General features: G+C 69.8%; 22 protein-coding genes. 9 read left to right on the top strand and 13 right to left on the bottom strand.

Annotation, left to right across the window (positions count from 1 at the left end):
- Nucleotide 1 precedes the first annotated feature (1 nt).
- The 3 genes from AB0N06_RS18460 to AB0N06_RS18450 all read right to left on the bottom strand — a co-directional run bounded on the left by AB0N06_RS18460 (nt 2) and on the right by AB0N06_RS18450 (nt 2,236).
- Nucleotides 2-829, bottom strand: coding sequence for an SDR family NAD(P)-dependent oxidoreductase (locus AB0N06_RS18460; protein ID WP_366135730.1), 828 nt, complete (start codon nt 827-829; stop codon nt 2-4).
- A gap of 416 nt (nt 830-1,245) precedes the next feature.
- Complete coding sequence (locus tag AB0N06_RS18455) at nt 1,246-1,782, bottom strand: YceI family protein (protein ID WP_366135729.1); 537 nt, start codon at nt 1,780-1,782, stop codon at nt 1,246-1,248.
- A 265-nt stretch (nt 1,783-2,047) separates the two neighbouring features.
- On the bottom strand, nt 2,048-2,236 hold the full coding sequence (locus AB0N06_RS18450; protein ID WP_366135728.1) for a hypothetical protein: 189 nt from the start codon (nt 2,234-2,236) through the stop codon (nt 2,048-2,050).
- A 353-nt stretch (nt 2,237-2,589) separates the two neighbouring features.
- Between AB0N06_RS18450 and AB0N06_RS18445 the strand changes: the two genes are divergently transcribed.
- The 4 genes from AB0N06_RS18445 (at nt 2,590) to AB0N06_RS18430 (ending at nt 6,381) form a co-directional block, all read left to right on the top strand.
- On the top strand, nt 2,590-3,516 hold the full coding sequence (locus AB0N06_RS18445) for an NAD(P)-dependent oxidoreductase (RefSeq protein WP_366135727.1): 927 nt from the start codon (nt 2,590-2,592) through the stop codon (nt 3,514-3,516).
- A complete protein-coding gene (locus tag AB0N06_RS18440) occupies nt 3,513-4,436 on the top strand; it encodes an RNA polymerase sigma-70 factor (RefSeq protein ID WP_366135726.1) in 924 nt (307 codons plus the stop codon). Before AB0N06_RS18445 ends, AB0N06_RS18440 begins: the two co-directional genes overlap by 4 nt.
- A 301-nt stretch (nt 4,437-4,737) precedes the next feature.
- On the top strand, nt 4,738-5,379 hold the full coding sequence (locus AB0N06_RS18435) for a helix-turn-helix domain-containing protein (RefSeq protein ID WP_366135725.1): 642 nt from the start codon (nt 4,738-4,740) through the stop codon (nt 5,377-5,379).
- 213 nt (nt 5,380-5,592) lie between these two features.
- Nucleotides 5,593-6,381 (top strand): S16 family serine protease, encoded by a 789-nt coding sequence (locus AB0N06_RS18430; protein ID WP_366135724.1) that lies wholly within the window; start codon nt 5,593-5,595, stop codon nt 6,379-6,381.
- 22 nt (nt 6,382-6,403) lie between these two features.
- On the opposite strand, the gene AB0N06_RS18425 is transcribed toward AB0N06_RS18430, so the two are convergent.
- The 7 genes from AB0N06_RS18425 to AB0N06_RS18395 all read right to left on the bottom strand — a co-directional run bounded on the left by AB0N06_RS18425 (nt 6,404) and on the right by AB0N06_RS18395 (nt 12,585).
- The gene (locus AB0N06_RS18425; RefSeq protein ID WP_366135723.1) at nt 6,404-7,540 is read right to left on the bottom strand and encodes an MFS transporter; all 1,137 of its coding nucleotides are present in this window, start codon (nt 7,538-7,540) and stop codon (nt 6,404-6,406) included.
- A gap of 76 nt (nt 7,541-7,616) precedes the next feature.
- Nucleotides 7,617-8,225, bottom strand: coding sequence for a helix-turn-helix domain-containing protein (locus AB0N06_RS18420; protein ID WP_366135722.1), 609 nt, complete (start codon nt 8,223-8,225; stop codon nt 7,617-7,619).
- A gap of 92 nt (nt 8,226-8,317) precedes the next feature.
- The gene (locus AB0N06_RS18415; protein ID WP_366135740.1) at nt 8,318-9,262 is read right to left on the bottom strand and encodes a glycine betaine ABC transporter substrate-binding protein; all 945 of its coding nucleotides are present in this window, start codon (nt 9,260-9,262) and stop codon (nt 8,318-8,320) included.
- A gap of 53 nt (nt 9,263-9,315) precedes the next feature.
- On the bottom strand, nt 9,316-10,188 hold the full coding sequence (locus tag AB0N06_RS18410) for an ABC transporter permease (RefSeq protein WP_366135739.1): 873 nt from the start codon (nt 10,186-10,188) through the stop codon (nt 9,316-9,318).
- 11 nt (nt 10,189-10,199) lie between these two features.
- Nucleotides 10,200-11,456, bottom strand: a complete 1,257-nt coding sequence (locus AB0N06_RS18405) for a betaine/proline/choline family ABC transporter ATP-binding protein (protein WP_366135721.1) — start codon at nt 11,454-11,456, stop codon at nt 10,200-10,202.
- Nucleotides 11,449-12,096 carry an ABC transporter permease gene (locus tag AB0N06_RS18400; protein WP_366135720.1) on the bottom strand — a complete coding sequence of 216 codons (648 nt, stop codon included), beginning with the start codon at nt 12,094-12,096 and terminating at the stop codon, nt 11,449-11,451. The genes AB0N06_RS18405 and AB0N06_RS18400 overlap by 8 nt, the downstream gene beginning before the upstream one ends.
- 15 nt (nt 12,097-12,111) lie before the next feature.
- On the bottom strand, nt 12,112-12,585 hold the full coding sequence (locus AB0N06_RS18395; protein ID WP_266985129.1) for an Lrp/AsnC family transcriptional regulator: 474 nt from the start codon (nt 12,583-12,585) through the stop codon (nt 12,112-12,114).
- 121 nt (nt 12,586-12,706) lie between these two features.
- On the opposite strand from AB0N06_RS18395, the gene hppD reads away from it, so the two are divergent.
- On the top strand, nt 12,707-13,852 hold the full coding sequence (gene hppD, locus AB0N06_RS18390; RefSeq protein WP_366135719.1) for a 4-hydroxyphenylpyruvate dioxygenase: 1,146 nt from the start codon (nt 12,707-12,709) through the stop codon (nt 13,850-13,852).
- A gap of 13 nt (nt 13,853-13,865) precedes the next feature.
- Here hppD and AB0N06_RS18385 read toward each other — a convergent pair whose 3' ends face one another.
- Complete coding sequence (locus AB0N06_RS18385) at nt 13,866-15,545, bottom strand: tetratricopeptide repeat protein (protein ID WP_366135718.1); 1,680 nt, start codon at nt 15,543-15,545, stop codon at nt 13,866-13,868.
- A 97-nt stretch (nt 15,546-15,642) separates the two neighbouring features.
- On the opposite strand from AB0N06_RS18385, the gene AB0N06_RS18380 reads away from it, so the two are divergent.
- Nucleotides 15,643-17,010, top strand: a complete 1,368-nt coding sequence (locus AB0N06_RS18380) for an FAD-linked oxidase C-terminal domain-containing protein (RefSeq protein WP_366135717.1) — start codon at nt 15,643-15,645, stop codon at nt 17,008-17,010.
- Between the two features lie 20 nt (nt 17,011-17,030).
- Here the strand turns inward: AB0N06_RS18380 and AB0N06_RS18375 are convergent, their stop codons facing one another.
- The gene (locus AB0N06_RS18375; protein ID WP_366135716.1) at nt 17,031-17,522 is read right to left on the bottom strand and encodes an SsgA family sporulation/cell division regulator; all 492 of its coding nucleotides are present in this window, start codon (nt 17,520-17,522) and stop codon (nt 17,031-17,033) included.
- A gap of 211 nt (nt 17,523-17,733) precedes the next feature.
- Between AB0N06_RS18375 and AB0N06_RS18370 the strand changes: the two genes are divergently transcribed.
- Together AB0N06_RS18370 and AB0N06_RS18365 are read left to right on the top strand one after the other, a co-directional pair.
- Nucleotides 17,734-19,305, top strand: a complete 1,572-nt coding sequence (locus AB0N06_RS18370; RefSeq protein WP_366135715.1) for an RDD family protein — start codon at nt 17,734-17,736, stop codon at nt 19,303-19,305.
- Nucleotides 19,306-19,442: 137 nt separating this feature from the next.
- On the top strand, nt 19,443-20,114 hold the full coding sequence (locus AB0N06_RS18365) for an RDD family protein (protein WP_366135714.1): 672 nt from the start codon (nt 19,443-19,445) through the stop codon (nt 20,112-20,114).
- Between the two features lie 45 nt (nt 20,115-20,159).
- Here AB0N06_RS18365 and AB0N06_RS18360 read toward each other — a convergent pair whose 3' ends face one another.
- A complete protein-coding gene (locus tag AB0N06_RS18360) occupies nt 20,160-20,501 on the bottom strand; it encodes a hypothetical protein (RefSeq protein WP_366135713.1) in 342 nt (113 codons plus the stop codon).
- A gap of 372 nt (nt 20,502-20,873) precedes the next feature.
- On the opposite strand from AB0N06_RS18360, the gene AB0N06_RS18355 reads away from it, so the two are divergent.
- Nucleotides 20,874-23,273 (top strand): immune inhibitor A domain-containing protein, encoded by a 2,400-nt coding sequence (locus AB0N06_RS18355; RefSeq protein ID WP_366135712.1) that lies wholly within the window; start codon nt 20,874-20,876, stop codon nt 23,271-23,273.
- Nucleotides 23,274-23,290 lie beyond the last annotated feature (17 nt).

The raw sequence follows: 23,290 nt of genomic DNA, 5'->3' as shown, positions 1-23,290 counted from the left end.
GTCAGGCCGCCGGGGTTTGTCCGTGAGCCTCCAGCGAGAGGTCCTGCCAGTCGGCCCAGGTCTTGAGCCGGTCGGTGTAGACCTGCTGGACGATCTGGTTGCCCTGGGTGCCGAAGAACACGCGCAGGGGCGGGTTCTCGGAGTCGACGATCTTGAGGAGTGCCCGGCCTGCGGCAGCCGGGTCGCCGAAGTCGAGCGTCTTCGCGAACGCGGCGAAGCTCTCGCGGAGACCGTCGTAGAGCGGGTCGGCCGGGGCGTGGACGGCGGAGGCGAGCCCGTCGGTGGCATACGAGCCGGGCTCGACCAGGGTCACCTTGATGCCGAAACCGGCGACCTCCTGGGCGAGGGATTCGCTCAGGCCTTCCAGGGCCCACTTGGAGGCGCAGTATCCGCCGCCGAGCGGAAATCCGGAGACGCCGGCGACCGAGGAGATCTGAATGATGTGCCCTCCGCCCTGCTCGCGCAGGTGGGGCAGCGCGGCCTGGACGACCCGCACCGGGCCGAACAGGTTGGTCTCCAGCTGGTCCCGCAATTCCTGCTCGGACAGCTCCTCCACAGCGCCGGACAGGCCGTAGCCCGCGTTGTTCACGATGACGTCGAGGCGGCCGAAGTGCTCCTTGGCCCGCTTCACGCTGTCGTGGACGGCGGCCTTGTCGGTCACGTCCAGCTCAAGCGGGAGCACCGCCTCGCCATAGGCGGCGACCAGCTCATCAAGGTGTTCGGGGTTCCGGGCGGTCGCCGCCACCTTGTCGCCGCGGGACAGGGCGGCCTCGACGAAGTTGCGGCCCAGGCCGCGGGACGAACCGGTGACGAACCAGACCTTGCTCATGATGTCCTTCCATTCTTTCTGCGGTGACGGTTACAGCCGTGAGGGACGAGGCGGGGGTCGATCCTGGGACTGGGTGGCCGACGGGCAGCCTCGTCCAGGGAGCGGTGCAACTCCCTTACGGTTGTGGGCGGATATGCCTTTGGGACGAGACAGCCCGGCGAGCTGTGACGTGGACGAATGTGACGCGCGTCTCCCCCTTCGCGCCGCGGCGCAGGCTCTCGGCGTCGCCCGTCCCGGGTCGCCCCGCCCACCACGAACCCCGACGTCTCCTTCGGCCCCACTCCTGACGGGTTCCAGCGCCTGGGCCATGAAGATCCGAACTTCGGCAGGTCCCGGCTGCGGTGATCCTCATGACCTCCACCCTTCCGGCCAACCACCAGAGCGTGGGCGTACCCTCCGGCCCCGCAGAGGAGGTGTCAGGTCCGCCGGATCGCGGTGATGTCGAGCTCAAGCGTCACCTTCGCGCTGACCAGAAGTCTGGTCGCGGCATTCCAGTTCACGCCCCAGTGGTTGCGGTCGATCGTGACGCCGCCCTTGAAATTGACCCGAGTGCCGCCCCGTGGGTCGTTCTCGGCGCCGGTCAGCTCGAAGTCCACGGTGACCGGCTTGGTCACACCGCGGATGGCCAGGTCACCGGTGACCCTGAAGCCGGTGTCGGTGAGCTGTCGCACCGTGGTCGAGGTGAAGACGAGGGTGGGGTGGTGGTCCGTGTCCGGGAACGTGCCGCGCAGGTGGTCGTCACGCCGCTGGTCGCGGGTCTTGATGCTCTTCGCCTGGATGGTGAGCCGGACACTGGACTTCGACGGGTCGTCGCCGTCGAAGTGCGCACTGCCCTCGAATTCATCGAACTGGCCACGCACCCTGGTGGCCATCGCGTGCCGGGCGACGAAGCCGACCCGCGTACGGGTGGTGTCGAGCACGTAGTCGCCGGTCAGCTCGCTGAGTGTGGTCATGGTTGACATGCTGGGTCGCTCCTGGTGGGAAAACGGGTAGTTGATCTCTAGTGCCGCGACCGGCAAGGGTTGCCCCGTCGCGGCGGCCGGCACGCGCGCTCGCGGCGTTGGCCAAAAGCCCAGGTAGCTCCTTCCCCAAGCTCTCAGCTTCGTTCGAGCAGGGGAGGCCCCATCCAAGGGCTTCCGGCTGCCTTGCGATCACACGCACCGGCCGCCGCTCCTTGACGGGCAAACCTTGCCGGTCGCGGCACTAGTGCCGCGACGGTCACGACTCGCGGACGGACCCGGGCGCTGGGTGGGGTGCCGAGCCCGCCAGCGGGGAGGTGTCGAAGTACCTGACCTCGTAGCGGCGTTCGGTGAACTTCCAGCCGTCCCGGGTGCGCCGGTAGCGGTCGTGGTACAGGGAGTGGTTCAGAGAAGCTCCGGTCCTGGACGGCGCAGACGGCATAGTCATCGATCCGGCCGGCGCGGATCGTCACCAGCTCCGCACCGCGGGCGGGGGGTGCGAACCAGCCACCACCTCGCCCGCGGCGAAGCCCGGCACACGCCGCCGCCGGGGCCTTTGACGCTACGGCCCCGGCGGTGTTCACCACGGGCGACGGAGACATGGGCACATCGGCGGGCCCGGCCACTCACCGGCCGGACCTGGAAAACCCGTCCCTGGTGCCGGCCGCCAACCGGCGGGCGCGGGGTGTTGCAGGTCCACCGGCCCACCGCACGGTGCCGATCGCGGGATTGCCTCTCGTGTCACAGGCGGGCGGGTTGTCTCGTCTCGGTTTCCACAGACAGGTTCTGGTCAGAAAGGTGATGATCATGCGGGTATTCGTGGCAGGGGGGACCGGTGTTCTCGGGCGGCGGCTGGTGCCGCAGCTGGTGGCGCGGGGGCACCAGGTGACGGCGACGACGACGACCGCGACCAAGCTGGGCCTGCTGCAGCGGCTGGGCGCGGACGGCGTCGTCATGGACGGCCTGGACGCGGCATCGGTCGGCGAGGCGGTGGCCCAGGCGCAGCCGGACACGATCGTGCATCAGATGACCGCCATCGCGGGCAAGCCCGACATGAAGCACATGGACCGCTGGTTCGCCACCACCAACCGGCTGCGTAACGAGGGGACGGACCACCTGCTTTCCGCCGCTCAGGCGACCGGCGTGTCCCACGTCGTCGCGCAGGGGTATGCGAACTGCAACGGCATCCGTGAGGGCGGCTGGGTGAAGACCGAGGAGGACCCGCTGGACCTGATGGCAGGTACGTCCGCGGCCCCCGGCATGGCGGCGATCCGCCACCTCGAGGAGAGGGTCGTGGGAGCCGGCGGCGCGGTCCTGCGCTACGGCGGGCTCTACGGGCCGGGCGCCACCGACGACCAGGTCGAGTTGATCCGGAAGCGGCAGTTCCCACTGGTGGGGCGCGCCACCGGCTACAGCTCGTGGGTGCATCTCGACGACGCGGCGAGCGCCACCGTCCTGGCCGTGGAGCAGAAGGCGAGGGGCGTGTTCAACATCGTCGACGACGAGCCGGCCCCGGCCGCCGAGTGGCTGCCGTTCCTGGCGGCGTGTGCGGGGGCGAAGCGGCCGATGCGGGTCCCGATCTGGCTGGCCCGGCTGCTGGCCGGGGAGGTGGCCGTGGTGATGATGACCGAGGGGCGCGGCTTCTCCAATGCCAAGGCCAAGCGGGAGCTCGGGTGGCAGCTGCGCTACCCGTCGTGGCGGCAGGGCTTCAAGCAGGACCTGGCGTGACCCGGGCAGAGGAGTTCGAGGAACTGCGGCCGCTGCTGTTCTCGATCGCCTACCGGATCCTGGGCAGCGTGAGCGAGGCCGAGGACGCGGTCCAGGAGACCTGGCTGCGCTACGAGGGCTCGCCTACGCAGCCGGTCTCGGCCAGGGCATTCCTGTCGGCTGTGGTGACCCGGGTGTCGGTCGACGTGCTGCGCTCGGCCCGGGTGCGGCGGGAGGAGTACGTCGGGGCGTGGTTCCCCGAGCCGCTGCTGACCGATCCCTACGAGGATCCGGAGCGCTCCGCGGAGCTGGCCGACTCGGTGTCGATGGCGGCGCTGTTGCTGCTGGAGCGGCTCAGCCCGCTGGAGCGTGCGGTGTTCGTGCTGCGGGAGGTGTTCGGGTTCGGGTACCCGGAGGTCGCGTCGGCGGTGGGGCGTTCGGAGGCGGCGTGCCGTCAGCTCGCGGTGCGCGCCCGCCGCCACATGGACGCAGGGCGCGCCCGGTTCGAGGCCGACCGGAAGGAACGTGAGGCACTCACCGAGCGGTTCTTCGAGGCCTTCCGGGAAGGGGACGTCGACGGGCTGCGCGAACTCCTCGCCGCCGACGTGCAGATGGTCGGCGACAGCGGCGGCAAGGCCCCGCTGTGGGGCACGGGCGTCATCGGCGCCGAGAAGGTGGCCCGGCTGCTCGCCGCGCTCGTCGCGCCGTTCGCCCGGATCGGCGGCGTTGTGGAGCCGCATGAGGTGAACGGCCAGCCGGGTGCGATTTTCCGCGACCGGGACGGCAGGGTCATCAACACCTGGACGCTCGACGTCCTCGACGGACAGATCCAGACCATCCGCACGGTGCTCAACCCCGACAAGCTCGGGCACGTGGGTCCGGTGGCGGACGCCTGGTCGGTCCTGCGCGAGACGTACCAGGCCCGCCGGTCCGCGGACTGACCGCCTGGCGTCGGTCGACGTGAACGCGCGTAGATCTTCCGGATCCGGCCGGCGCCGCGCTGACCGGCGCTTACGCTTCTGCGGCGCAGCCGCTCTTCCGTATGTGCCCGGATTCTGAACGAGGTCTTCCGCTGAGCGGACTGGCTCGCTACTGTCCCCGAAAAGTGAACGCCCCGTGGCAGCGCCGCCGCGGAGCGCAGCCGGTGCCTTGGCCGCCGGCGGCCTCTCTGTGCGTCGCCGCTGGGACCGGCGACGCAACCTTCGTGAGGGTGCCGCCACTCACCGAAGAGGAGAGGGCGTCGTGACCGCGGAGACCTCCCAGACGCTCGACCGGGGACTGCGTGTCCTCAAGCTGCTCGCCGACACCGACCACGGGCTGACCGTCACCGAGTTGTCCAACAAACTCGGCGTCAACCGGACCGTCGTCTACCGGCTGCTGGCCACGCTGGAGCAACACGCCCTGGTGCGCCGCGACTTGGGCGGCAGGGCCAGGGTGGGACTCGGCGTGCTGCGCCTGGGCCGCCAGGTGCACCCGCTGGTACGGGAGGCTGCGCTGCCCGCGCTGCGGTCCCTGGCCGAGGACATCGGAGCCACCGCCCACCTGACGCTGGTCGACGGCAGCGATGCGCTGGCGGTTGCCGTCGTCGAACCGACCTGGACCGACTATCACGTGGCCTACCGGGCCGGCTTCCGTCATCCGCTCGACAAGGGCGCCGCGGGCCGGGCGATCCTGGCTGCGCGGGCGAAGCCGGTGCCCGAGCCCGCGTTCACGCTCACGCACGGTGAGCTGGAAGCGGGCGCGAGCGGCGCGGCGGCGGCCCTGATCGGGGTCACCGGGGTGGAGGGCAGCGTGGGGGTGGTGATGCTGGCGGACGCGATACCGGAGCGGGTCGGCCCGCGGGTCGTCGACGCGGCGCGCGAGGTCGCGGACGCGTTGCGGTAGTACCGCGGTCGTCCGGTGGCCGCTTCGTCCCCCGCCGCCGGACGGGCCGGATCATGTTCGGGCGGGCTGTGTCCGTGCTCCGGGGCGGCCTGCCGAACCCGTCCGGAGCCCGAGGGCGAACCGGCCGGGCGGGTGGGCCACCGGCCGGGCGGGTGGGCCCGCCCCTCCCCGGACCGGCCGGGCGGATGAACCCGGCCAGGTTAGATTGGGAGGGTGCTCACTCGTCTCTCGCGCCCCCGCGCCCTCGCCCTGTGCGCCCTGCCCGTAGCCGCCCTCTTCGGCGTCGCCGCCCTCGCGCCGTTGCCGTTCACCGTGGCGCAGCCGGGCACGACCGCGAACGTACTCGGGGACGTCCGGGGCACGCCCGTGATCAGCATCAAGGGCGCGCCGACCCACCCCACCAGCGGTCAGCTGCGGATGACGACCATCGTCGCGACCGGGCCGACCGCCGACGTCGGCATCGGCGACGTGATCGACGGCTGGTTCCGGACCGACCGGGCGATCCTGCCCCGCGAATCGGTCTACCCGACCGGCGGCTCCGAGAAGGAGATCGAGAAGCACAACCTCGAGGACATGAAGAAGTCGCAGAACTCCGCCGTGGACGCGGCCCTGGGGTACCTCGGCAAGGCGCCCGGATCGGTGGACGTGACCCTGCACCTCGCCGATGTGGGCGGGCCCAGTGCCGGTCTCTTCTTCGCGCTCGGCATCGTCGACAAGCTCAACGGCAACGGTTCCGGCGGGGATCTCACCGGTGGCCGCACCGTTGCCGGCACGGGCACGATCGAGGCGGACGGCACGGTCGGCGCGGTCGGTGGCGTGTCGATGAAGACCCAGGCCGCCCGGCGCGACGGCGCCACTGTCTTCCTCGTACCGAAGGCCGAGTGCAAGGCGGCGGGCGCCGAACTTCCCAAGGGGCTCAAGCTGATCCCGGTCACCACACTGAAGAGCGCGGTGTCCTCGCTCACGGCCCTGGACAAGGGGGCCAAGGTTCCGAGCTGCTGACGCAGGGCGAGCCGGACACGTCCTAGAGGCGGGCGGCGTCGGCCTTCGCCTCCGGACGCTCCTCCACGGGCGGCCGGTCGTCCATCGTGCGCCATACCGGGAAGATCATCGGGCTCACCGTCGCCAGCGCGTAGACCGCACCCAGCGCCAGGAGCGCACTGTCCGCCCCGATGCTCTCCACGAGCAGCCCCGCCAGCAGCCCGCCTGCCCCGAAGAGTGCGGTGAGCAGGCCGAGTTGGGGTGCTCCACCCAGTTCGCGCTCGGCGTGCACCGGGAGCAGTACGTCGCTCCAGCCCTGATCGACGCCGTTCATGAAGAGCACCATCACCACGACGGCCAGCAGCAGCCGGTTGGAGAACAAGTAGGCGTATCCCTCGCGCAGTTCATGGCTGTACGTGCGCAGTGAGGCCGGTGCCGCCGCCTTTCGCGGCTCGGCCGCCCGTACCCCTCGCACGCCTGCCGCGATGAGCAGCGCGGACGCGCCGAAGGTCGCTGCGTCCAGCAGCAGCACGGTCTCCGCGCCGACGAGCGCGATCAGCACCCCGGCCAGTGCCGCGCCGGTCATCCTGGCGCCGCGCGAGGCGGCGTCGAAGAGGCTGGCGGCGCGGGTGACCGTGGTCCCGGCGTGTTCGGCGAGGTCCGGCAGCAGGACATAACGCGCGGTGTTGCCAGGGGTGTGGACGAGTCCGTTCAGAGCCATCAGGGCGCAGAGCATCCAGAATTCGAGCGCCCCGGCGTAGTGGAGCAGTGGAATGGTGGCGATGGCGAGTGCGCAGACGGTGTCGGTGGCGATGGAGATCCTGCGCCGTCCGATCCGGTCGATGACGGGCCCGCCGATGACCGCGGAGATGATGACCGTCAGTGTGGCGCAGAAGGCGACGACGCCGGCCCGGCCGGCGCTGCCCGTGGTCTGCAGGACGAACCACGGGACCCCGATCAGGGTGAGCGAAGTGCCCGCGGTGGATATGAAGTTGGCCGCGAGAAGCGCGGCGAGCGGCTTGCGGTTCCCCCGGCCATGGCTAAACCGCGCGAGGGGAGGACGTGGAGAGGGCGTGCCGGTCCGGCAGGACGCGCAGGCCCAGCTCGACCAGTCCCCAGCCCAGCTGTGTACGCAGGCTGCGGCGCGGCGCCCGCACCGTACGTGCCATGCGGAACTCATCGGCCTGCCGGTGCAGTTCGGTGCTGCGGAGCCGCTGCAGCGTCAGGTGCGTGTCGGGGTGCATGGTGGATTCCTCTCAGTCGGTGCGGCGCGGGAAGATGTGCAGATGGGTGCGGACGACGGCCGAACCCTCGGTGTCTTCGGGGACCCGGTCGCGGTAGCTGTCGATCAGGTCGTGGATCTTCTCGGCCAGCTCCAGTGAGAGCTCCGGGGTGAGCCGCACCTTGAAGTCGCTGACGTCCCAGCCGCGCAGCCACTCCTCGGGCCATTCGTGCATGGTGCCGAGCCAGGTGTTGAGCTCCTGGGTGTGCGTGGTGGCGATCTCGTGCATGACGACTCCGATGGCGCCGCGCACCTCCGGGTCGGGGTCGCGGATGAAGTCCTCGATGCGGTCGAAGCGGGTGCCCATGTGCACGGTCCGCCACCACCGTTCGCGTCCCTTGCCGAGCGTGGGGTCGTCCTCGACGAAGCCGTGCGCGGCCAGTTGCCGCAAGTGGTAGCTGGTGGCGCCGCTGGACTCGCCGAGCCGGTCGCCGAGTTTCGACGCGGTCGCGGGGCCGAACTCCCGCAGGGCCTGGAGCAGACGGATCCGGAGGGGGTGGGCCAGCACGCGCAGAGTGCGGACGTCGACGAAGTGGATGTTCGGGTCCAGCGGCTTCTCGCCGTCGGCTTCATTCGCTGCCATGTCTCGACTGTAGGCGTGCAAAGGTCTCTTTGCAACGCTTCTTTGCAACACCTTCTTTGTAACTCCGGGAGGCGTCGGGCCCCGGCTGCCCGCTACCCCTTCTTGATGAACCCCTCCGCGATCAGCCAGTCCTTCGCCACCGTGTGCGGATCCTCCCCGTCCACATCCACCTTCGCGTTCAACTGCCGCGCGACCTCGGTCGTCAGCCGCCTGCTGACCGGGTCCAACAGCTCGGCGATCACCGGGTACTTGTCGAAGGTCGCGGTGTGGATGACGGGCGCGGCGTTGTAGTTGGGGAAGAAATGCTTGTCGTCCACGAGGACGTCGAGATCCATCGCCTTGATCCGTCCGTCCGTGGTGTACACCTCGCCCAGCAGACAGGAGTTGGACTTCGAGACCTGGGTGTAGATGATCCCGGCGTCCATCTTCCTGATGTTGGAGGCCGGGATCGACATCCCGTAGGCCTTCTCCATCCCCGGCAGCCCGTCGTCGCGCGAGGCGAACTCGTTCTCCACGCAGAGCGTCACCGCCGCCGGGTCCATCTTCGACAGAGCGGCGACATCGGAGAGCGTCCTCAGGTGGTGCTCCGCGTTGTTCTTCTTGCTGATCGCCAGCGCGTAGGTGTTGTCGAGGGTGGACTGCGGCAGCCAGGTCACCCCGTTCTTGCGGTCCTCGTCCCGGACCGCCTCCCACTGCTTCAGCGGGCTGGCGATCGGTTTCGCATGGCCGAGGTAGGTGATCCAGGCGGTGCCCGTGTACTCGTACATCGCGTCGGCGCTGCCCTTGACGATGGCCTCGCGCGCACTGATCGAACCCGGCAGGTTCGTCCGGTCGAGGACCTCGGCACCGGCTGCCTTGAACACCAGGCCGATCATCTGGCCGAGGATGATGTTCTCGCTGAAGTTCTTCGAAGTGACGGTCAGCGAGGCACCGTCCAGCGGCCGCCCGCGGCCGACCGAACCCGGCACCACGTTGTCCACCATCGGCGAACCGCTCTTCAGCCCGCACCCGGCGAGCGTCGCCCCGAGCAGCACCAGGGTCCCGAGGAGACCGGCCGCCCTGAGCCCCCGTGCCGCCGCCTTCCCCGCGCTCACGCCCCCAGCTCCAGACCGCGCGGCGTCAACGCCACCTCGACCAGGGAGGCCAGCCAGTCCACCAGCAGCGCCAGCACCACCGTCAGCACGGAACCGAGCACCAGCACCGGCATCCGCTGCGTCTGGATGCCCGACGTGATCAGGTCCCCCAGCCCGCCGCCGCCGACGAACGTCGCCAGCGTCGCCGTGCCGACATTGAGGACCAGCGCCGTCCGTACCCCCGCCAGGATCAGCGGGACGGCGAGCGGCAGTTCGACCTTCGTGAGCGTCCCCATCGCCGACATGCCGATGCCTCGCGAGGCCTCGACCAGATTCGGCTCGATCGCCCTGAGACCGGCCACGGTGTTGGAGAACACCGGCAGCACCGCGTAGATCACCATGCCGATGATCGCGGTCGACGGGCCGATGCCCAGCCAGATCACCAGCAGTGCCAGCAGGCCGATCGCCGGGGTCGCCTGGCCGACGTTGGCGAGGGCCGTGACCAGCGGGGCGCCCCGCCGCAGCCTGCGCCGGGTCAGCGCGATCCCGAGCGGAATGGCGATGATCAGCACCCAGAAGGTGGAGATCGCGGTCAGCTTGACGTGCTGCCACCAGCGCAGCTGCACATTGCCGCCGGCCAGCGCGTTCTTGGCGATCGAGTCGAGGTGGACGTTGGTGATCCACAGATAGGTGAGGGCGAGGACGACCGCCAGGGCGGCCGGCATCAGCACCAGCTTGCGCCAGGTGATCCGGCGCCGCGGCGCGGCGGGCGGCGGCGCGGGTTCCTCCCCCTCGTCGCGGAGGACGTCCTGGGCGTCGTGCTCGCCCGGCAGCCGGGACGGCGACGGGCGTTCCCCGGGCCCCGGCGGCACCGACCGGTGGGGACTCATGTCAGGGGGATTCATGCGCCCGCACCTCCCTCCAGCTCCTGCTCGGTCTGATGGGCGCGCAGCTCCTCCAGATCGTGCTGGTGCTCGATGGCGGTGAGCCGGTCGGCCTCCAGGAGCTCATGTACGGAGTTCATCAGGGTCTCCATGTCGACGACCCCGATGAACTCGCCGCGCCGCCCCGTCGCCGCCACCCGTCCGCTGCTGTCGAGCAGTACGGCCTCCAGCGCGTCGTGCAGTGTGGCGTCCAGGGTCACCGTGTCGTGGACCAGTTGCCCGGCGCGCGCCAGCGAGCCCCGGGCCCGCATCAGGTCGCCGCGCCTCAGCCACTTGTACGGGCGGTTCCTGCGGTCCAGCATCAGGAGCTCGTTGTGCGAGCTGCTGCGCAGCTTGTTGAAGATCGACTGGAGCGGGTCGTCGACCGTCACCGTGGGGAACGGGGCGATCCCCACATCCCGTACGCGGGTCAGATTGAGCCGCTTCAGCGCCGCGCCCGCGCCGACGAATCCGGAGACGAAATCGTCCGCCGGGTTGGTGAGGATCGCCTCCGGGGTGTCGAACTGCGCGATGTGCGATCGCTCCCGCAGCACGGCGATCCGGTCGCCCAGCTTGATCGCCTCGTCGAAGTCGTGGGTGACGAACACGATCGTCTTGTGCAGCTCGTGCTGCAGTCGGATCAGCTCGTCCTGGAGGTGGTCGCGGGTGATCGGGTCGACGGCGCCGAACGGCTCGTCCATCAGCAGCACCGGCGGGTCGGCAGCCAGCGCCCGCGCCACGCCCACCCGCTGCTGCTGTCCGCCGGACAGCTGCCGCGGATAGCGCCCGTGGAACTCCCTCGGGTCGAGACCGACCAGATCGAGCATCTCCTCGACCCGGTCCTTCACCTTCGACTTCGACCAGCCGGCCATCTTCGGTACGAGGGCGATGTTCTCGGCGACCGTCATGTGCGGGAACAGCCCGGACGACTGGATCGCGTACCCGACCTTGCGACGCAGCTTCACCGGGTCGATGCGGGTGACATCCTCGTCGTTGATCCTGATCCGGCCGGACGTCGGTTCGATCAGCCGGTTGATCATCTTCAGGGTGGTGGACTTCCCGCAGCCGGACGGCCCGACGAAGATCACCGTCTCACCGGCCTTGATGTCCATCGAGACGTTGTCCACGGCCGGGCTCGGATTGCCCGGGTAGAGCTTGGTCAGATCCTCCAGCTGGATGGTGGCACCGGAGGTGGCGGTGGGCGTCCCGGCTGCCCCGGTGTCGGTCTCAGGCACGGATCCCCCTGGAAATGGTCAGCCGCCCGAGCAGGACGTACGCGGCGTCGAAGAGCAGAGCGAGGACGACGATGCCGAGCGTGCCGGCGAGGACCTGATTGAGCGCGTTGGCGCTGCCCAGTGAGGCGATGCCGCGGAAGATCTCGTTGCCGAGTCCGGGTCCGGAGGCATACGCGGCAATGGCGGCGATCCCCATCAGCATCTGCGTGGAGACGCGGATGCCGGTGAGGATCGGCGGCCAGGCGAGCGGCAGTTCGACCCTGCAGAGCCTGGCGATCCGTGACATCCCGATGCCCTTCGCCGCGTCGACGACGGACGGGTCGACGCCGCGCAGCCCGACGATGGAGTTGCGGACGACGGGCAGGAGCCCGTACATCGTCAGAGTGATCACGGTGGGCGGGACGCCGAGACCGACCAGCGGGATCAGCAGACCGATCGCGGCGAGGGACGGGATGGTGAGGATGACAGCCGTGGAGGTGATGGCCAGCGAACCGCCCCAGCTGCTGCGATAGGTGGCGAGCCCGATCAGGATGCCGAGCGCGGTGGCGATGACCATGCACTGGAACACGGCGCTGACGTGCTGGTACGCGTCGGTGAGCAGCTGCTGGTGCTGATTGCCCAGATACTCCCAGAAGCTCACACGTCACTCCTCGGCTCAGTCGCTGTCCTCCGCGGCCTGCTCGACGAGCGGGATGATGCGCAGAGGCACCGGGTTCTCCATGACGATCGCGGTGGAGGCCCGGACAATGCCATCAAAACCGACAACCCGGTCGATCACCCGCTGAAGGTCGGCGTTGGACCGGGCGACGAGCCGGCACAGCATGTCGCCGTGCCCGGTGGTGGTGTGCAGCTCCAGAACTTCCGGAACGCCGTCCAAATGGGCCCGCACATCGGCGCCTTGGCCCTGTTTGATCTCCAGGGTGGCGAAGGCGGTGACGGGGTAGCCGAGGGCCGCCGGGTCGACATCGGGGCCGAATCCACGGATGACTCCATTCGACTGAAGCCGGTCGAGGCGCGCCTGCGCGGTGCCGCGGGCCACCCCGAGCCGACGCGACGCTTCCAGCACCCCGATCCTGGGCTCGCGCGCAAGCAGCACGATGAGCCGCCCGTCCAGATGATCGATCGCCATACGGGTCCCTCCATGGTCACCATGTACAGATAGTCCGCCCATCTCAGCAGACCTGTGTACAGACTGCTCAGCGAAAACGCGAACTATTGCGCACCTTGCGATGCGGGGAGAGCCTTCCTTTATGACTGAGACGCTGTACAACACCCCTGACACCGCCCGGCAGGCCGACCCCTTCCCGGTCAAGGGAATGGACGCGGTCGTCTTCGCCGTGGGCAATGCCAAGCAGGCCGCGCACTACTACTCGACCGCCTTCGGCATGAAGCTCGTCGCCTACTCCGGACCGGAGAACGGCAGCCGCGAGACCGCCAGTTACGTGCTGACCAACGGTTCGGCACGCCTTGTCCTCACCTCCGTCATCAAGGCATCCACCGACCACGGCCGCTTCCTGGCCGACCATGTCGCGGAGCACGGCGACGGCGTGGTCGACCTGGCCATCGAGGTCCCCGACGCACGGGCGGCATACGCGTACGCCGTCGAGCACGGCGCCCTGGGTCTCACCGAGCCGCACGAGGTCAAGGACGAGCACGGCACGGTGGTGCTCGCCGCGATCGCCACGTACGGCCAGACCCGCCACACCCTCGTCGAGCGCTCCGGCTACGACGGCCCGTACCTCCCTGGCTTCGTGGCCGCGGCCCCGATCGTCGAACCGCCCGCCAAGCGCACCTTCCAGGCCATCGACCATTGCGTCGGCAATGTGGAACTGGGCCGGATGAACGAGTGGGTCGGCTTCTACAACAAGGTCATGGGCTTCACCAACATGAAGGAGTTCGTGGGCGACGACATCGCCACCGAGTACTCCGCCCTCATGTCGAAAGTCGTCGCCGACGGCACCCTGAAGGTGAAGTTCCCGATCAACGAACCGGCGATCGCGAAGAAGAAGTCGCAGATCGACGAGTACCTGGAGTTCTACGGCGGCGCGGGCGTCCAGCACATCGCCCTCGCCACCAACGACATCGTCGCGTCGGTCCGCGCGATGCGTGCGGCCGGCGTCCAGTTCCTGGACACCCCCGACTCGTACTACGACACCCTCGGCGAATGGGCGGGCGAGACCCGCGTACCGGTCGAGACGCTGCGCGAGCTGAAGATCCTCGTCGACCGCGACGAGGACGGATACCTGCTGCAGATCTTCACCAAGCCGGTCCAGGACCGCCCGACGGTCTTCTTCGAGATGATCGAACGCCACGGCTCGATGGGCTTCGGAAAGGGCAACTTCAAGGCCCTGTTCGAGGCGATCGAGCGCGAGCAGGAGAAGCGCGGCAACCTCTGAGCCCAGGTGGCTCCTACGTGACGGCGGGGTCTTTGACGGTTCCGGAGGCCCCGTCTCCCGCGCTCCCCGCCACGTCCGTCTCCGCCACCGCCAGGGTGCCCTGCTGCGCGGGCGGGGCCTCGGACGGTTCCGGGGACTGCTGAGGAGGTTCCGGGGTCACCTCCTGCGGGTGGCCCGCCGGGGTGCCGCCCAGCTGGTCCAGGGCCTGCTGGGCCGATGGGGCGTCCAGAGGGCTGAAGTGGGGGTTCGTGCGCAGCGCCTCCTCCAGGTGGCGGCGGGCCGGGCCGAGGTTCCCCAGCCTCTGTTCGATCACGCCCAGGTGGTACGCGTACCGGGCCGACCCAGCACCCGTGTCCACCGCCTGTTGCGCGTATGCCAGCGCACTCTGCGAGTCGCCCGATCTGTACAGCGCCCAGCCCAGTGCGTCCGCCACTGCCGCGCTGTGGTGCTGTCGGCCCCACTCCGCCCGCAGCAGCTCCACCGCCCGCGACACATCACCGTGGTCGGCCTCGAAGCGGCCGAGGAGGAGGGACTCGTCGACCCCGTGGCCGCTCTCCTGGGTCAGGGTTCTGCGGAGCTTCGTGTACTGGCCCCGGGATTCGACGTCCAGCCCCAGCGACTCGTACAACTCACCGAGTTCCAGCATGTATGCGGGGCTCGGGAGCCGGGACAGCGCTGCCCGGTAGTCGCGCTGCGCCTCGTGCGTACGGCCCAGGGCCGCCAGCGCCCGCGCCCGGCCGGCGAGCGACGGAGGGTGGGCGCGGTCCGTCCGCAGGGCCGCGCTGTACTGCGCCACCGCCTCCTCGGACTCGCCCCGCTCCCAGGCCAGTTCGCCCAGCCGGAACAGGCAGTCCGTCTTCTCGGCAGGGGTGGTGGCCCGGTTCGCCGCGTCCTGCGCGACCGCGCGGGCGTCCTCGCGCCGGCCCGCGTTCCGGTACATCTGCGCCGTCCATGAGAGCGCCGGTACGCCCGAGCGGAGCGCCGTGAACTTCTCCACCGCCCGGCCCGCCGCCGCGTACTGGCCGAGCCCGTTGTACGCGTCGATCAGGACCGGGTACGCCGTCCAGTCCTTCGGCCGCCGCGCCCGTACCGTCTCGCCCCACTTCTCCGCCGTCACGAAGTCGTGCCGCGCGTTGGCGAGCGCTGCCAGCCCCACCCAGGCCGCCGTGTTCCCCCGGTCACCCGGTTGTACGTCCAGCGAGCGCCTCAGCGCCTGCTCCGCCCGCCCGTAGTACGCCGCGTCCGCGGAACGCCGCCCCCACTCCACGTACGCCGATCCGAGCACCGCCCACGACCGCGCGTCGGACGGATGGGTGCCCACCCAGCTCTGCCGGTCCCCGATCAGCGCCGTCAGATCGGCGAGGGAGGCGGGGGCGCCCGCGTTCGTCGCCGTCAGGGCGCGCATGACCGGTCCCGGCACGGGCGGTGGCGCGGCGTCCTTTTCCTCGTCCGGTACGGACACGACCGCACCCGTGACCAGCACGGCAGCCGCCACCGCACCGACCGCGGCCCGGCGCAGCGTCGTGTGCAACGAGACCGGCGGGAGGTCGGCCGGCGCCGCGGGGTCCGGGGCGGGCGGCGGCTCGGAGCCGGGGGGCGACGACGTCTGCGGTGGGCAGTCGTACGGATCGGACGAGGGGGGCGCGTGATCCGACTTGAGGGACTCCGGAGGCTGCTGCGGCATGACATCCATGCCGATCACTCTGCGTCAGTATGACGATCGCACCGTGTTGTGCGTCTGCTGCCGCAGACGGGTTCACACCATTGGCCCCGGGTGTCACGCTTGGATCATGGACGATCTTCTCGAACGACTGCGCGCGGGCCTTCCTGCCGAGGCCCTGATCACCGATCCGGACGTCACGGCCTCGTACGCCCACGACATGGCGAGCTTCTGCGACGCGGGCGCTCCGGCCGTGGTGGTGCTGCCGCGCACGGTCGAGCAGGTCCAGCACGTCATGCGCACGGCGACCGCGCTGCGTGTGCCGGTCGTCCCGCAGGGTGCCCGTACCGGCCTGTCGGGCGCGGCCAACGCCTCCGACGGCTGCATCGTGCTGTCCCTGGTGAAGATGGACCGGATCCTGGAGATCGACCCGGTCGACCGGATCGCCGTCGTCGAACCGGGCGTCATCAACGCCGTGCTGTCCCGCGCGGTCAACGAACACGGCCTGCACTACCCGCCGGACCCGTCCAGCTGGGAAATGTGCACCATCGGCGGCAACATCGGCACCGCGTCCGGCGGGCTGTGCTGCGTGAAGTACGGCGTCACCGCCGAGTACGTACTCGGCCTCGAGGTCGTCCTCGCCGACGGGCGCCTCCTGACGACCGGCCGCCGGACAGCGAAGGGCGTCGCCGGGTACGACCTCACCCGGCTCTTCGTCGGCTCCGAGGGCAGCCTCGGCATCGTCGTCCGCGCCGTGCTCGCCCTGAAGCCGCAGCCGCCGCAGCAGCTCGTCCTCGCCGCCGAATTCCCGTCCGCGACAGCCGCCTGCGACGCCGTCTGCCGGATCATGGAGCGCGGCCACACTCCGTCACTCCTCGAACTGATGGACCGTACAACGGTCCAAGCCGTCAACACGATGGCCCACATGGGTCTCCCCGACTCCACCGAAGCGCTGCTCCTCGCCGCCTTCGACACCCCGGACCCCACTGCCGACCTCGCCGCCGTCGCCGAACTCTGCACCACCGCCGGTGCCACCGAAGTGGTCCCCGCGGCCGACGCCGCCGAGTCCGAACTCCTCCTCCAGGCCCGACGGATGTCCCTGACCGCCCTCGAGGCCGTCACGTCGGCCACGATGATCGACGACGTGTGCGTACCCCGCTCCAGGCTCGGCGCCATGATCGAGGGGACGGCGGCCATCGCACAGAAGTACGACCTCACCATCGGCGTCTGCGCCCACGCGGGCGACGGCAACACCCACCCCGTCGTCTGCTTCGACCACACCGACGCCGACGAGTCGCGCCGGGCCCGCGAATCCTTCGACGAGATCATGGCCCTGGGCCTCGAACTCGGCGGCACCATCACCGGCGAACACGGCGTCGGCGTCCTGAAAAAGGAATGGCTGGCCCGCGAACTCGGCGAGGTGAGCGTCGAGATGCACCGGGGCATCAAGGCGGCGTTCGACCCGCTGGGGCTGCTCAACCCCGGCAAGGTCTTCTGACGCCGCCGACGGACCGCGCATCAGACCTCGCCGTCCGTCGACTCGTCCGACGGCCACGGGTCGCTCAGCCACGGGTCGCACAGCCACAGGTCGTCGGCCGGCAACGGCGCGAGCAGCTCGGCGAGAGCGGCGTCGATGCCGAGCCGCTCGGTCTCGGTGCCGGGCGGCACCAGCCGCAGCGTCCGCTCCACCCACGCGGCCACGTCCGCGGCCGACACCTCCAGCAGCGCATCGCCTTCGGGCGAGCGCAGCGCCACGCAGAGGACGTTGCGCCGCTCGGTCTCGGCCGGCCAGATCCGCACGTCCCCCTGCCCGCACGGCCGGAACACGCCCTCGACCAGCAGATCGCGGGCGAACGTCCAGTGCACCGGGAAGTCGGAGCCGATGTGAAAGGTGACGTGCACGGCGTACGGATCCTCCGTGCGGTACGTCAGCCGGGCCGCGACGGGGATGCTCCGCTCCGGCGACAGGACCAGCTTGAGTTCCAGCTCGCGTTCCACGACGGTCTGCATGAGTGCGTCCTTTCGGTGCCTGTGGACCGGTCCCCTGACCGGCCCGCACGTGGAGAGAGCGCCTTCCCCGCCGCCTATGACGCGACTTCCGCAAAGAACTTCACCCTGACCGGAAGGTGCACCAAACGCCGGGACCGGCCCGGGGGTACGCGGCTGTCTGATAGATGTGGTCCGTTGACTTGAGGCTTCGAAGAGATACGGGACCACGGTGATGAGCGCCCCAACCCCGGCACCCGGTGACGACAGGCCCCGCGAGGGGTATTACCCCGACCCGTCCATTCCCGGATATGTCCGGTACTGGAACGGCACTTCGTGGGTTCCCGGTACGAGCCGTCCTGCGCCCCAGCAGGGCGAACCCGCGGCCGTGACGCCCTCCGAAGGGGCAACGCCCGAACCGCAGCCGCAGCCTTCGGCACCGATGCCCGCCCAGGCGTCCGGCCCGACCTACGCGCCGGTGGACGAAACCGGTCCGGTCTTCCTCGACGAGGAGCCGAAAGACAGCAACCGACCCGAACCGTCGTCCGTCTGGCAGGCCGACGCCTCCCGGCAGACCGGCTTGGGCGGGGAACACGACCGGCGGGTGTCCTGGGGCGGCACAGGCGGTACGGGGCAGCCGGGCGGGGCCGGAGCGGCGGGCCAGGTCCCTGCGGACCGGGCACCGGGAAACGAGGCCCCCGCCGACCGGGCCCCCGCGGACCCGCGCCTGCCCGCGCCGCAGGACTCCACGGGCAGTGCGCTGCCGGGCATGCGGGGCGGCAACAGCCAGGTCCCCGAGCGAACGGTCGCGATCCGGGCCGACCGCCCGGCCGAGCCCGGAGGCGGCAGCGGTGAGGCGGGGCGTCCGCCCGCCGACGGTACGGTCGTGATCCGCCCCGCGGGACAGGGGGGCCGGTCGCCCCGTCCCCGCCACGCGGAACAGGAACCGGCCGACGGGACGATGGCGATCCGCGCGGTTCCCCCCGGCACCAGCGCCCCCCAGCCCTCCGAAGCAGCACCTGCCCCAGCCCTCGCGCCCGCCCAGGCCGCCGCGCCCGCGCCCGCACCGGCACCCGCCCCGGCCAATCCGCTCACCCCGGGCCCCGGCGGCGGCGCCGCCTCCTGGTCGCAGCAGGCCCACCAGTCGGCCGCGCATCCGCAGCCCCAGCCCTCGCAACAGCAGCAACTCGGGCCCAGGCAGCCCCAGCAGGCCGTGCCGTCCCAGCAGCGTGTCAGTGCGCAGGCGGCTCAGCCGGACGGCCCTGTCGTGCCCTGGAAGCCCCCGGTCAACGACCACTTCCAGCAGCTCGCACAGGCGCAGGCGGCCGCCCGCCCCGCCGGGCTCGGCAAGCGATTCGCCGCCCGGCTCGTCGACACGGTCGTGCTGGGCTCGCTCGTCGGCGCGATCGGCTTCCCGCTCGTCTCGCAAGCGATGGACCACATCGGAGACAAGATCGACGCGGCGAAGCTGTCCGGCCGGACGGTCACCGTCTGGCTGGTGGACTCCACCACGGCCGGGCTTTTCGGCGGGGTGCTCGGTGCGTTCCTGGTGCTCGGCGTGCTGCTGGAGGTCCTGCCGACCGCGAAGTGGGGTCGTACGCTCGGCAAGAAACTCTGCGGTCTGGAGGTACGGGACATCGAGTCCCACGGGACCCCCGCCTTCGGTGCCGCGCTCCGCCGCTGGCTGGTCTACGGCGTGCTCGGTCTGCTGGTCGTCGGTGTGGTCAATGTCCTGTGGTGCCTGTTCGACCGCCCGTGGCGGCAGTGCTGGCACGACAAGGCGGCACACACCTTCGTGGCGGGCTGAGGACGAGCACGGCGACGCCGCGCGGGCGACCCGCGCGGCTGACGGCTCATCGGGTGAGCGGTGGCCGCTCCGTGCCCCGTTCCCCCGAACGCACCTGAGCCGTTGCGGGCACCCGTGGGCCGGGGTGCACTGCCCCCATGAGCAACGATCAGCCGACGTCCGGCCAGCCTCCCGAGGACGACCCGTTCCTCAAGAAGCCGCAGGAGCCGCAGCCGCCGTCGTCGGGTTCGCCCTACGACAGCGCTCCGCCGCCTCCTCCGCCGCCGTATGAGCCCGGGGCCTACGGCGGTGGCCCGTACGGCGGCCCGGACCCGCTGGCGGGCATGCCGCCGCTCGGCGAGCCCGGCAAGCGGATCCTGGCCCGGCTGATCGACTTCCTGATCGTCTCGATCCCGCTGTATCTGATCTCGCTGCCGTTCGGCGGCCCGGTCGAGGTGTCGTCGAACAACGCCAACAGCAACTACGACAACTTCAGTAACGCCTTCAACCAGACCTACAGCGCTCGTCAGCTGCTCTGGTCGCTGATCGGGCTCGTGGCCTACGTGGCGTACGACACGTACTTCACGCACAAGGACGGCCGCACCATCGGCAAGCGACTGCTGAATCTGCGGGTCGCGATGCTCAATGACGGCCGGGTGCCGGACACCAGTACCGCGTTCCTGCGGGCCGTGGTGCTGTGGCTGCCGGCGCTGCTGTGCTGCCCGTGCCTGTGGTGGCTGATCAACATCGTGCTGATGTTCACGGACAAGCCCTACCGGCAGGGGCTGCAGGACAAGGCGGCCAAGACGGTGGTGGTCTCGACTCCATAGCCGATGTCCGCAGACGGTCCGCCCGAGCGGCACGCGGCGAGGTCGTCAGTGGCGCAGGGAGTGCTCGCCCACCCGATCGGCGGCGCGGGCGGCCGGGATCCTGGCCGGCTGGACGTCGTCGAGCTCGATGGCCTCGGCCGCGCCGACGGTGCCGTGGTTCGTGCGAACCGCGGTCGCCGTCTTTGCTGTCTTCGCCGCATTCCTTGTTTTCATCCACAGCGGCTGGGGTACGGTGACGGCCACCAGCAGGCCGAGCGCCAGCGCCGCCGTGCCGATGACGGCGATGCCGATGCCCGAACTTGTGCGGGACAGCAGGAGCATGGCGAGCGTCGAGAAGACGACGGTGACCGATCCGTAGGAGAGCTGTGCAGCAGTGGGACGCGGCATGGCGGTATCCGTCCTCGGGACATCGGAAGGGGCAGTCTCTCAACGCGGTCGCACTGTCAACCGACTCTACGACGGTGGATGCCCTGGCGGAACCTTTAGTAAGCGTGACCTAACCCACGGTGCCGATGCATAGGGGGCGCACTGAGTCATCCAGTGCGTCAAAGGGGGAGCATTGGCGCGCCGGTCGCCCGTTCGGTGAACGTCCGCATAACGGAACCGCACTCCCGCATAATGCACTTGGCCTGTTCAAGTCAAGGTCTGTCTTTTCTCGTGTAACTCCGGTCGAATGGCGTCACTTGTGACGCGTATCCGCGCGCGGCCTCCTCATCACTCCCAGGCCGCAGCCGCGGGCGCCGGGGAGGACTGCATCAAGTGACCACTAAGAGACGGACGCTCCGCGCCGCGGCGGTTGTCGTGGCCATGGCCGCCACCGCTGCCACGGCGTCGACCTTCGCCACCGCACAGGCGAATGACAAGGCGTCAGACGTCGGCGCGTCCAGCATCGACCGCCGTGACCCGGCGTCGGCCGAGGGCAACGCCCACAACCTGAAGGGCCCCTTCAGCGAGCAGCAGGACGCACAGCGTCAGGCCGCCCTGGAGCAGGTCGTGTCCGGCGACAAGAAGGTGTCGACGCGCAACGGCTCCAAGGTCGTCAAGCTCGACGACAAGAAGTACGTCGAGCTTGGCCGCGACAAGACGGACAAGATCTTCACGATCCTGGTGGAGTTCGGCGACAAGGTCGACGACACGACCATGTTCGACCCGGACGGCGACGGCCCCAAGCCGCCCGTCAAGAAGTACGGCGGCACGCCCGGACCGCTGCACAACAAGATAGCCAAGCCGGACCCGGCGAAGGACAACAGCACCGCCTGGCAGGCCGACTACAACCAGGCCCACTTCCAGGACCTCTACTTCGGTGAGGGCGCCGGCAAGGACTCGCTGAAGACGTACTACGAGAAGACGTCCTCCGGACGCTACTCGGTCGACGGCAATGTCTCCGACTGGGTCAAGGTCCCGTACAACGAGGCCCGTTACGGTTCCAACTACTGCGGTTCGTCCAACTGTGCCAACGCCTGGGACATGGTCAGGGACGGCGTGAACGCCTGGGCCGCCGACCAGAAGGCCAAGGGCCGCACGCCGGAGCAGATCAAGGCGGACCTGGCGCAGTACGACCAGTGGGACCGCTACGACTACGACAACGACGGCAACTTCAACGAGCCCGACGGCTACATCGACCACTTCCAGGTCGTGCACGCGGGTGAGGACGAGTCCGCGGGCGGCGGCGTCGAGGGCAAGAACGCCATCTGGGCACACCGCTGGTACGCGTACGGCACCAACGTCGGTGCGACCGGCCCGGCCGAGAACAAGGCCGGCGGCACCGAGATCGGTGACACCGGCATGTGGGTCGGCGACTACACCGCGCAGCCCGAGAACGGCGGCCTGGGTGTCTTCGCCCACGAGTACGGTCACGACCTCGGTCTGCCGGACCTCTACGACACCACCAACCGCGCCGAGAACTCGGTCGGCTTCTGGTCCCTGATGTCGGCCGGCTCCTGGCTCGGCACCGGCAAGAACCAGATCGGTGACATGCCCGGCGACATGACCGCCTGGGACAAGCTGCAGCTGGGCTGGCTCAACTACGCCTCGGCCAAGGCCGCGACGAACTCGGTCCACAAGCTGGGCGTCTCGGAGTACAACACCAAGGACAAGCAGGCGCTCGTCGTCTCGCTGCCGGACAAGGCCGTCACCACTCCTGTCACGACGCCCGCGGAGGGCGCCAAGCAGTGGTGGAGCGACATGGGTGACGACCTGAACAACACCCTGTCCCGCTCGGTCGACCTGACCGGCAAGTCCAAGGCTTCCCTGGACCTTTCGGGCTGGTGGGACATCGAGAAGGACTACGACTACCTTTACACCGAGGTCTCGGAGAACGGTGGCGCCAGCTGGACCGCGATCGACGGCACCGCCGACGGCAAGGCGATCCCGCGTGACGCCAGCGACAAGCCGGCGCTGACCGCCGTCTCCGGCACGTACCAGAAGCTGTCGTACTCGCTGGACGCCTACGCGGGCAAGAAGATCGACATCCGCTTCCGCTACACCACCGACGGCGGCGCGGGCGGCGTGGGCTTCGCGGCCGACACCATCGCGGTCAACGCCGACGGTGCCGTGCTCTTCTCGGACAACGCCGAAGGCGACGACAACGGCTGGACCCCCAAGGGCTTCTCCCGGGTCGGTGCGTCGTTCACGAAGGACTACCCGCAGTACTACATCGCGGAGAACCGCCAGTACGTCTCGTACGACAAGACCCTCAGGGTCGGCCCGTACAACTTCGGCTTCTCCAACACCCGTCCGGACTGGGTCGAGCACTACCCGTACCAGAACGGTCTGCTGATCTGGCTCTGGGACCAGTCCCAGAAGGACAACAACGTCTCCACCCACCCGGGCCAGGGCCTGATCCTGCCGATCGACGCGCACGCCAAGCCGCTGAAGTGGGCCGACGGCACCGTCATCCGCAACAAGATCCAGCCCTTCGACGCCCCGTTCAGCTGGCGGCCGACCGACGCCTTCACGCTGCACAAGGCCGACGTGGCGACCAAGATCAAGGCCCAGCCGGGCGTCCCGGTCTTCGACGACCACAAGGGCACCTACTGGTACCCGGAGAACGAGACCGGAAGCGTGCAGGTCGCTGACACCAACACCCGGATCACGATCGTCAGCGAGCCGCTCAGCGGCTCGACGATCACGGTCAAGGTTGGCGCCTCGCACAAGTAGTTCCGCATCACCGCAGG

The sequence above is a fragment of the Streptomyces sp. NPDC051020 genome (genome assembly GCF_040683105.1).
In the GTDB taxonomy this organism is placed as follows: domain Bacteria; phylum Actinomycetota; class Actinomycetes; order Streptomycetales; family Streptomycetaceae; genus Streptomyces.
Note: the sequence above shows the minus strand (reverse complement) of the source record. Positions and strands in the feature narration are given on the sequence as shown.

Excerpts from the sequence above, each read along its gene's own strand:
- AB0N06_RS18375 (WP_366135716.1), bottom strand. The coding sequence starts at position 17,522 with ATGCAGACCGTCGTGGAACGCGAGCTGGAACTCAAGCTGGTCCTGTCG.
- AB0N06_RS18450 (WP_366135728.1), bottom strand. The coding sequence starts at position 2,236 with ATGACTATGCCGTCTGCGCCGTCCAGGACCGGAGCTTCTCTGAACCAC.
- AB0N06_RS18370 (WP_366135715.1), top strand. The coding sequence starts at position 17,734 with ATGAGCGCCCCAACCCCGGCACCCGGTGACGACAGGCCCCGCGAGGGG.
- AB0N06_RS18420 (WP_366135722.1), bottom strand. The coding sequence starts at position 8,225 with ATGGCAGCGAATGAAGCCGACGGCGAGAAGCCGCTGGACCCGAACATC.
- AB0N06_RS18455 (WP_366135729.1), bottom strand. The coding sequence starts at position 1,782 with ATGACCACACTCAGCGAGCTGACCGGCGACTACGTGCTCGACACCACC.
- AB0N06_RS18460 (WP_366135730.1), bottom strand. The coding sequence starts at position 829 with ATGAGCAAGGTCTGGTTCGTCACCGGTTCGTCCCGCGGCCTGGGCCGC.
- hppD (WP_366135719.1), top strand. The coding sequence starts at position 12,707 with ATGACTGAGACGCTGTACAACACCCCTGACACCGCCCGGCAGGCCGAC.
- AB0N06_RS18360 (WP_366135713.1), bottom strand. The coding sequence starts at position 20,501 with ATGCCGCGTCCCACTGCTGCACAGCTCTCCTACGGATCGGTCACCGTC.
- AB0N06_RS18365 (WP_366135714.1), top strand. The coding sequence starts at position 19,443 with ATGAGCAACGATCAGCCGACGTCCGGCCAGCCTCCCGAGGACGACCCG.
- AB0N06_RS18425 (WP_366135723.1), bottom strand. The coding sequence starts at position 7,540 with ATGAGTTCCGCATGGCACGTACGGTGCGGGCGCCGCGCCGCAGCCTGC.
- AB0N06_RS18380 (WP_366135717.1), top strand. The coding sequence starts at position 15,643 with ATGGACGATCTTCTCGAACGACTGCGCGCGGGCCTTCCTGCCGAGGCC.
- AB0N06_RS18445 (WP_366135727.1), top strand. The coding sequence starts at position 2,590 with ATGATCATGCGGGTATTCGTGGCAGGGGGGACCGGTGTTCTCGGGCGG.
- AB0N06_RS18410 (WP_366135739.1), bottom strand. The coding sequence starts at position 10,188 with ATGAGTCCCCACCGGTCGGTGCCGCCGGGGCCCGGGGAACGCCCGTCG.
- AB0N06_RS18395 (WP_266985129.1), bottom strand. The coding sequence starts at position 12,585 with ATGGCGATCGATCATCTGGACGGGCGGCTCATCGTGCTGCTTGCGCGC.
- AB0N06_RS18385 (WP_366135718.1), bottom strand. The coding sequence starts at position 15,545 with ATGGATGTCATGCCGCAGCAGCCTCCGGAGTCCCTCAAGTCGGATCAC.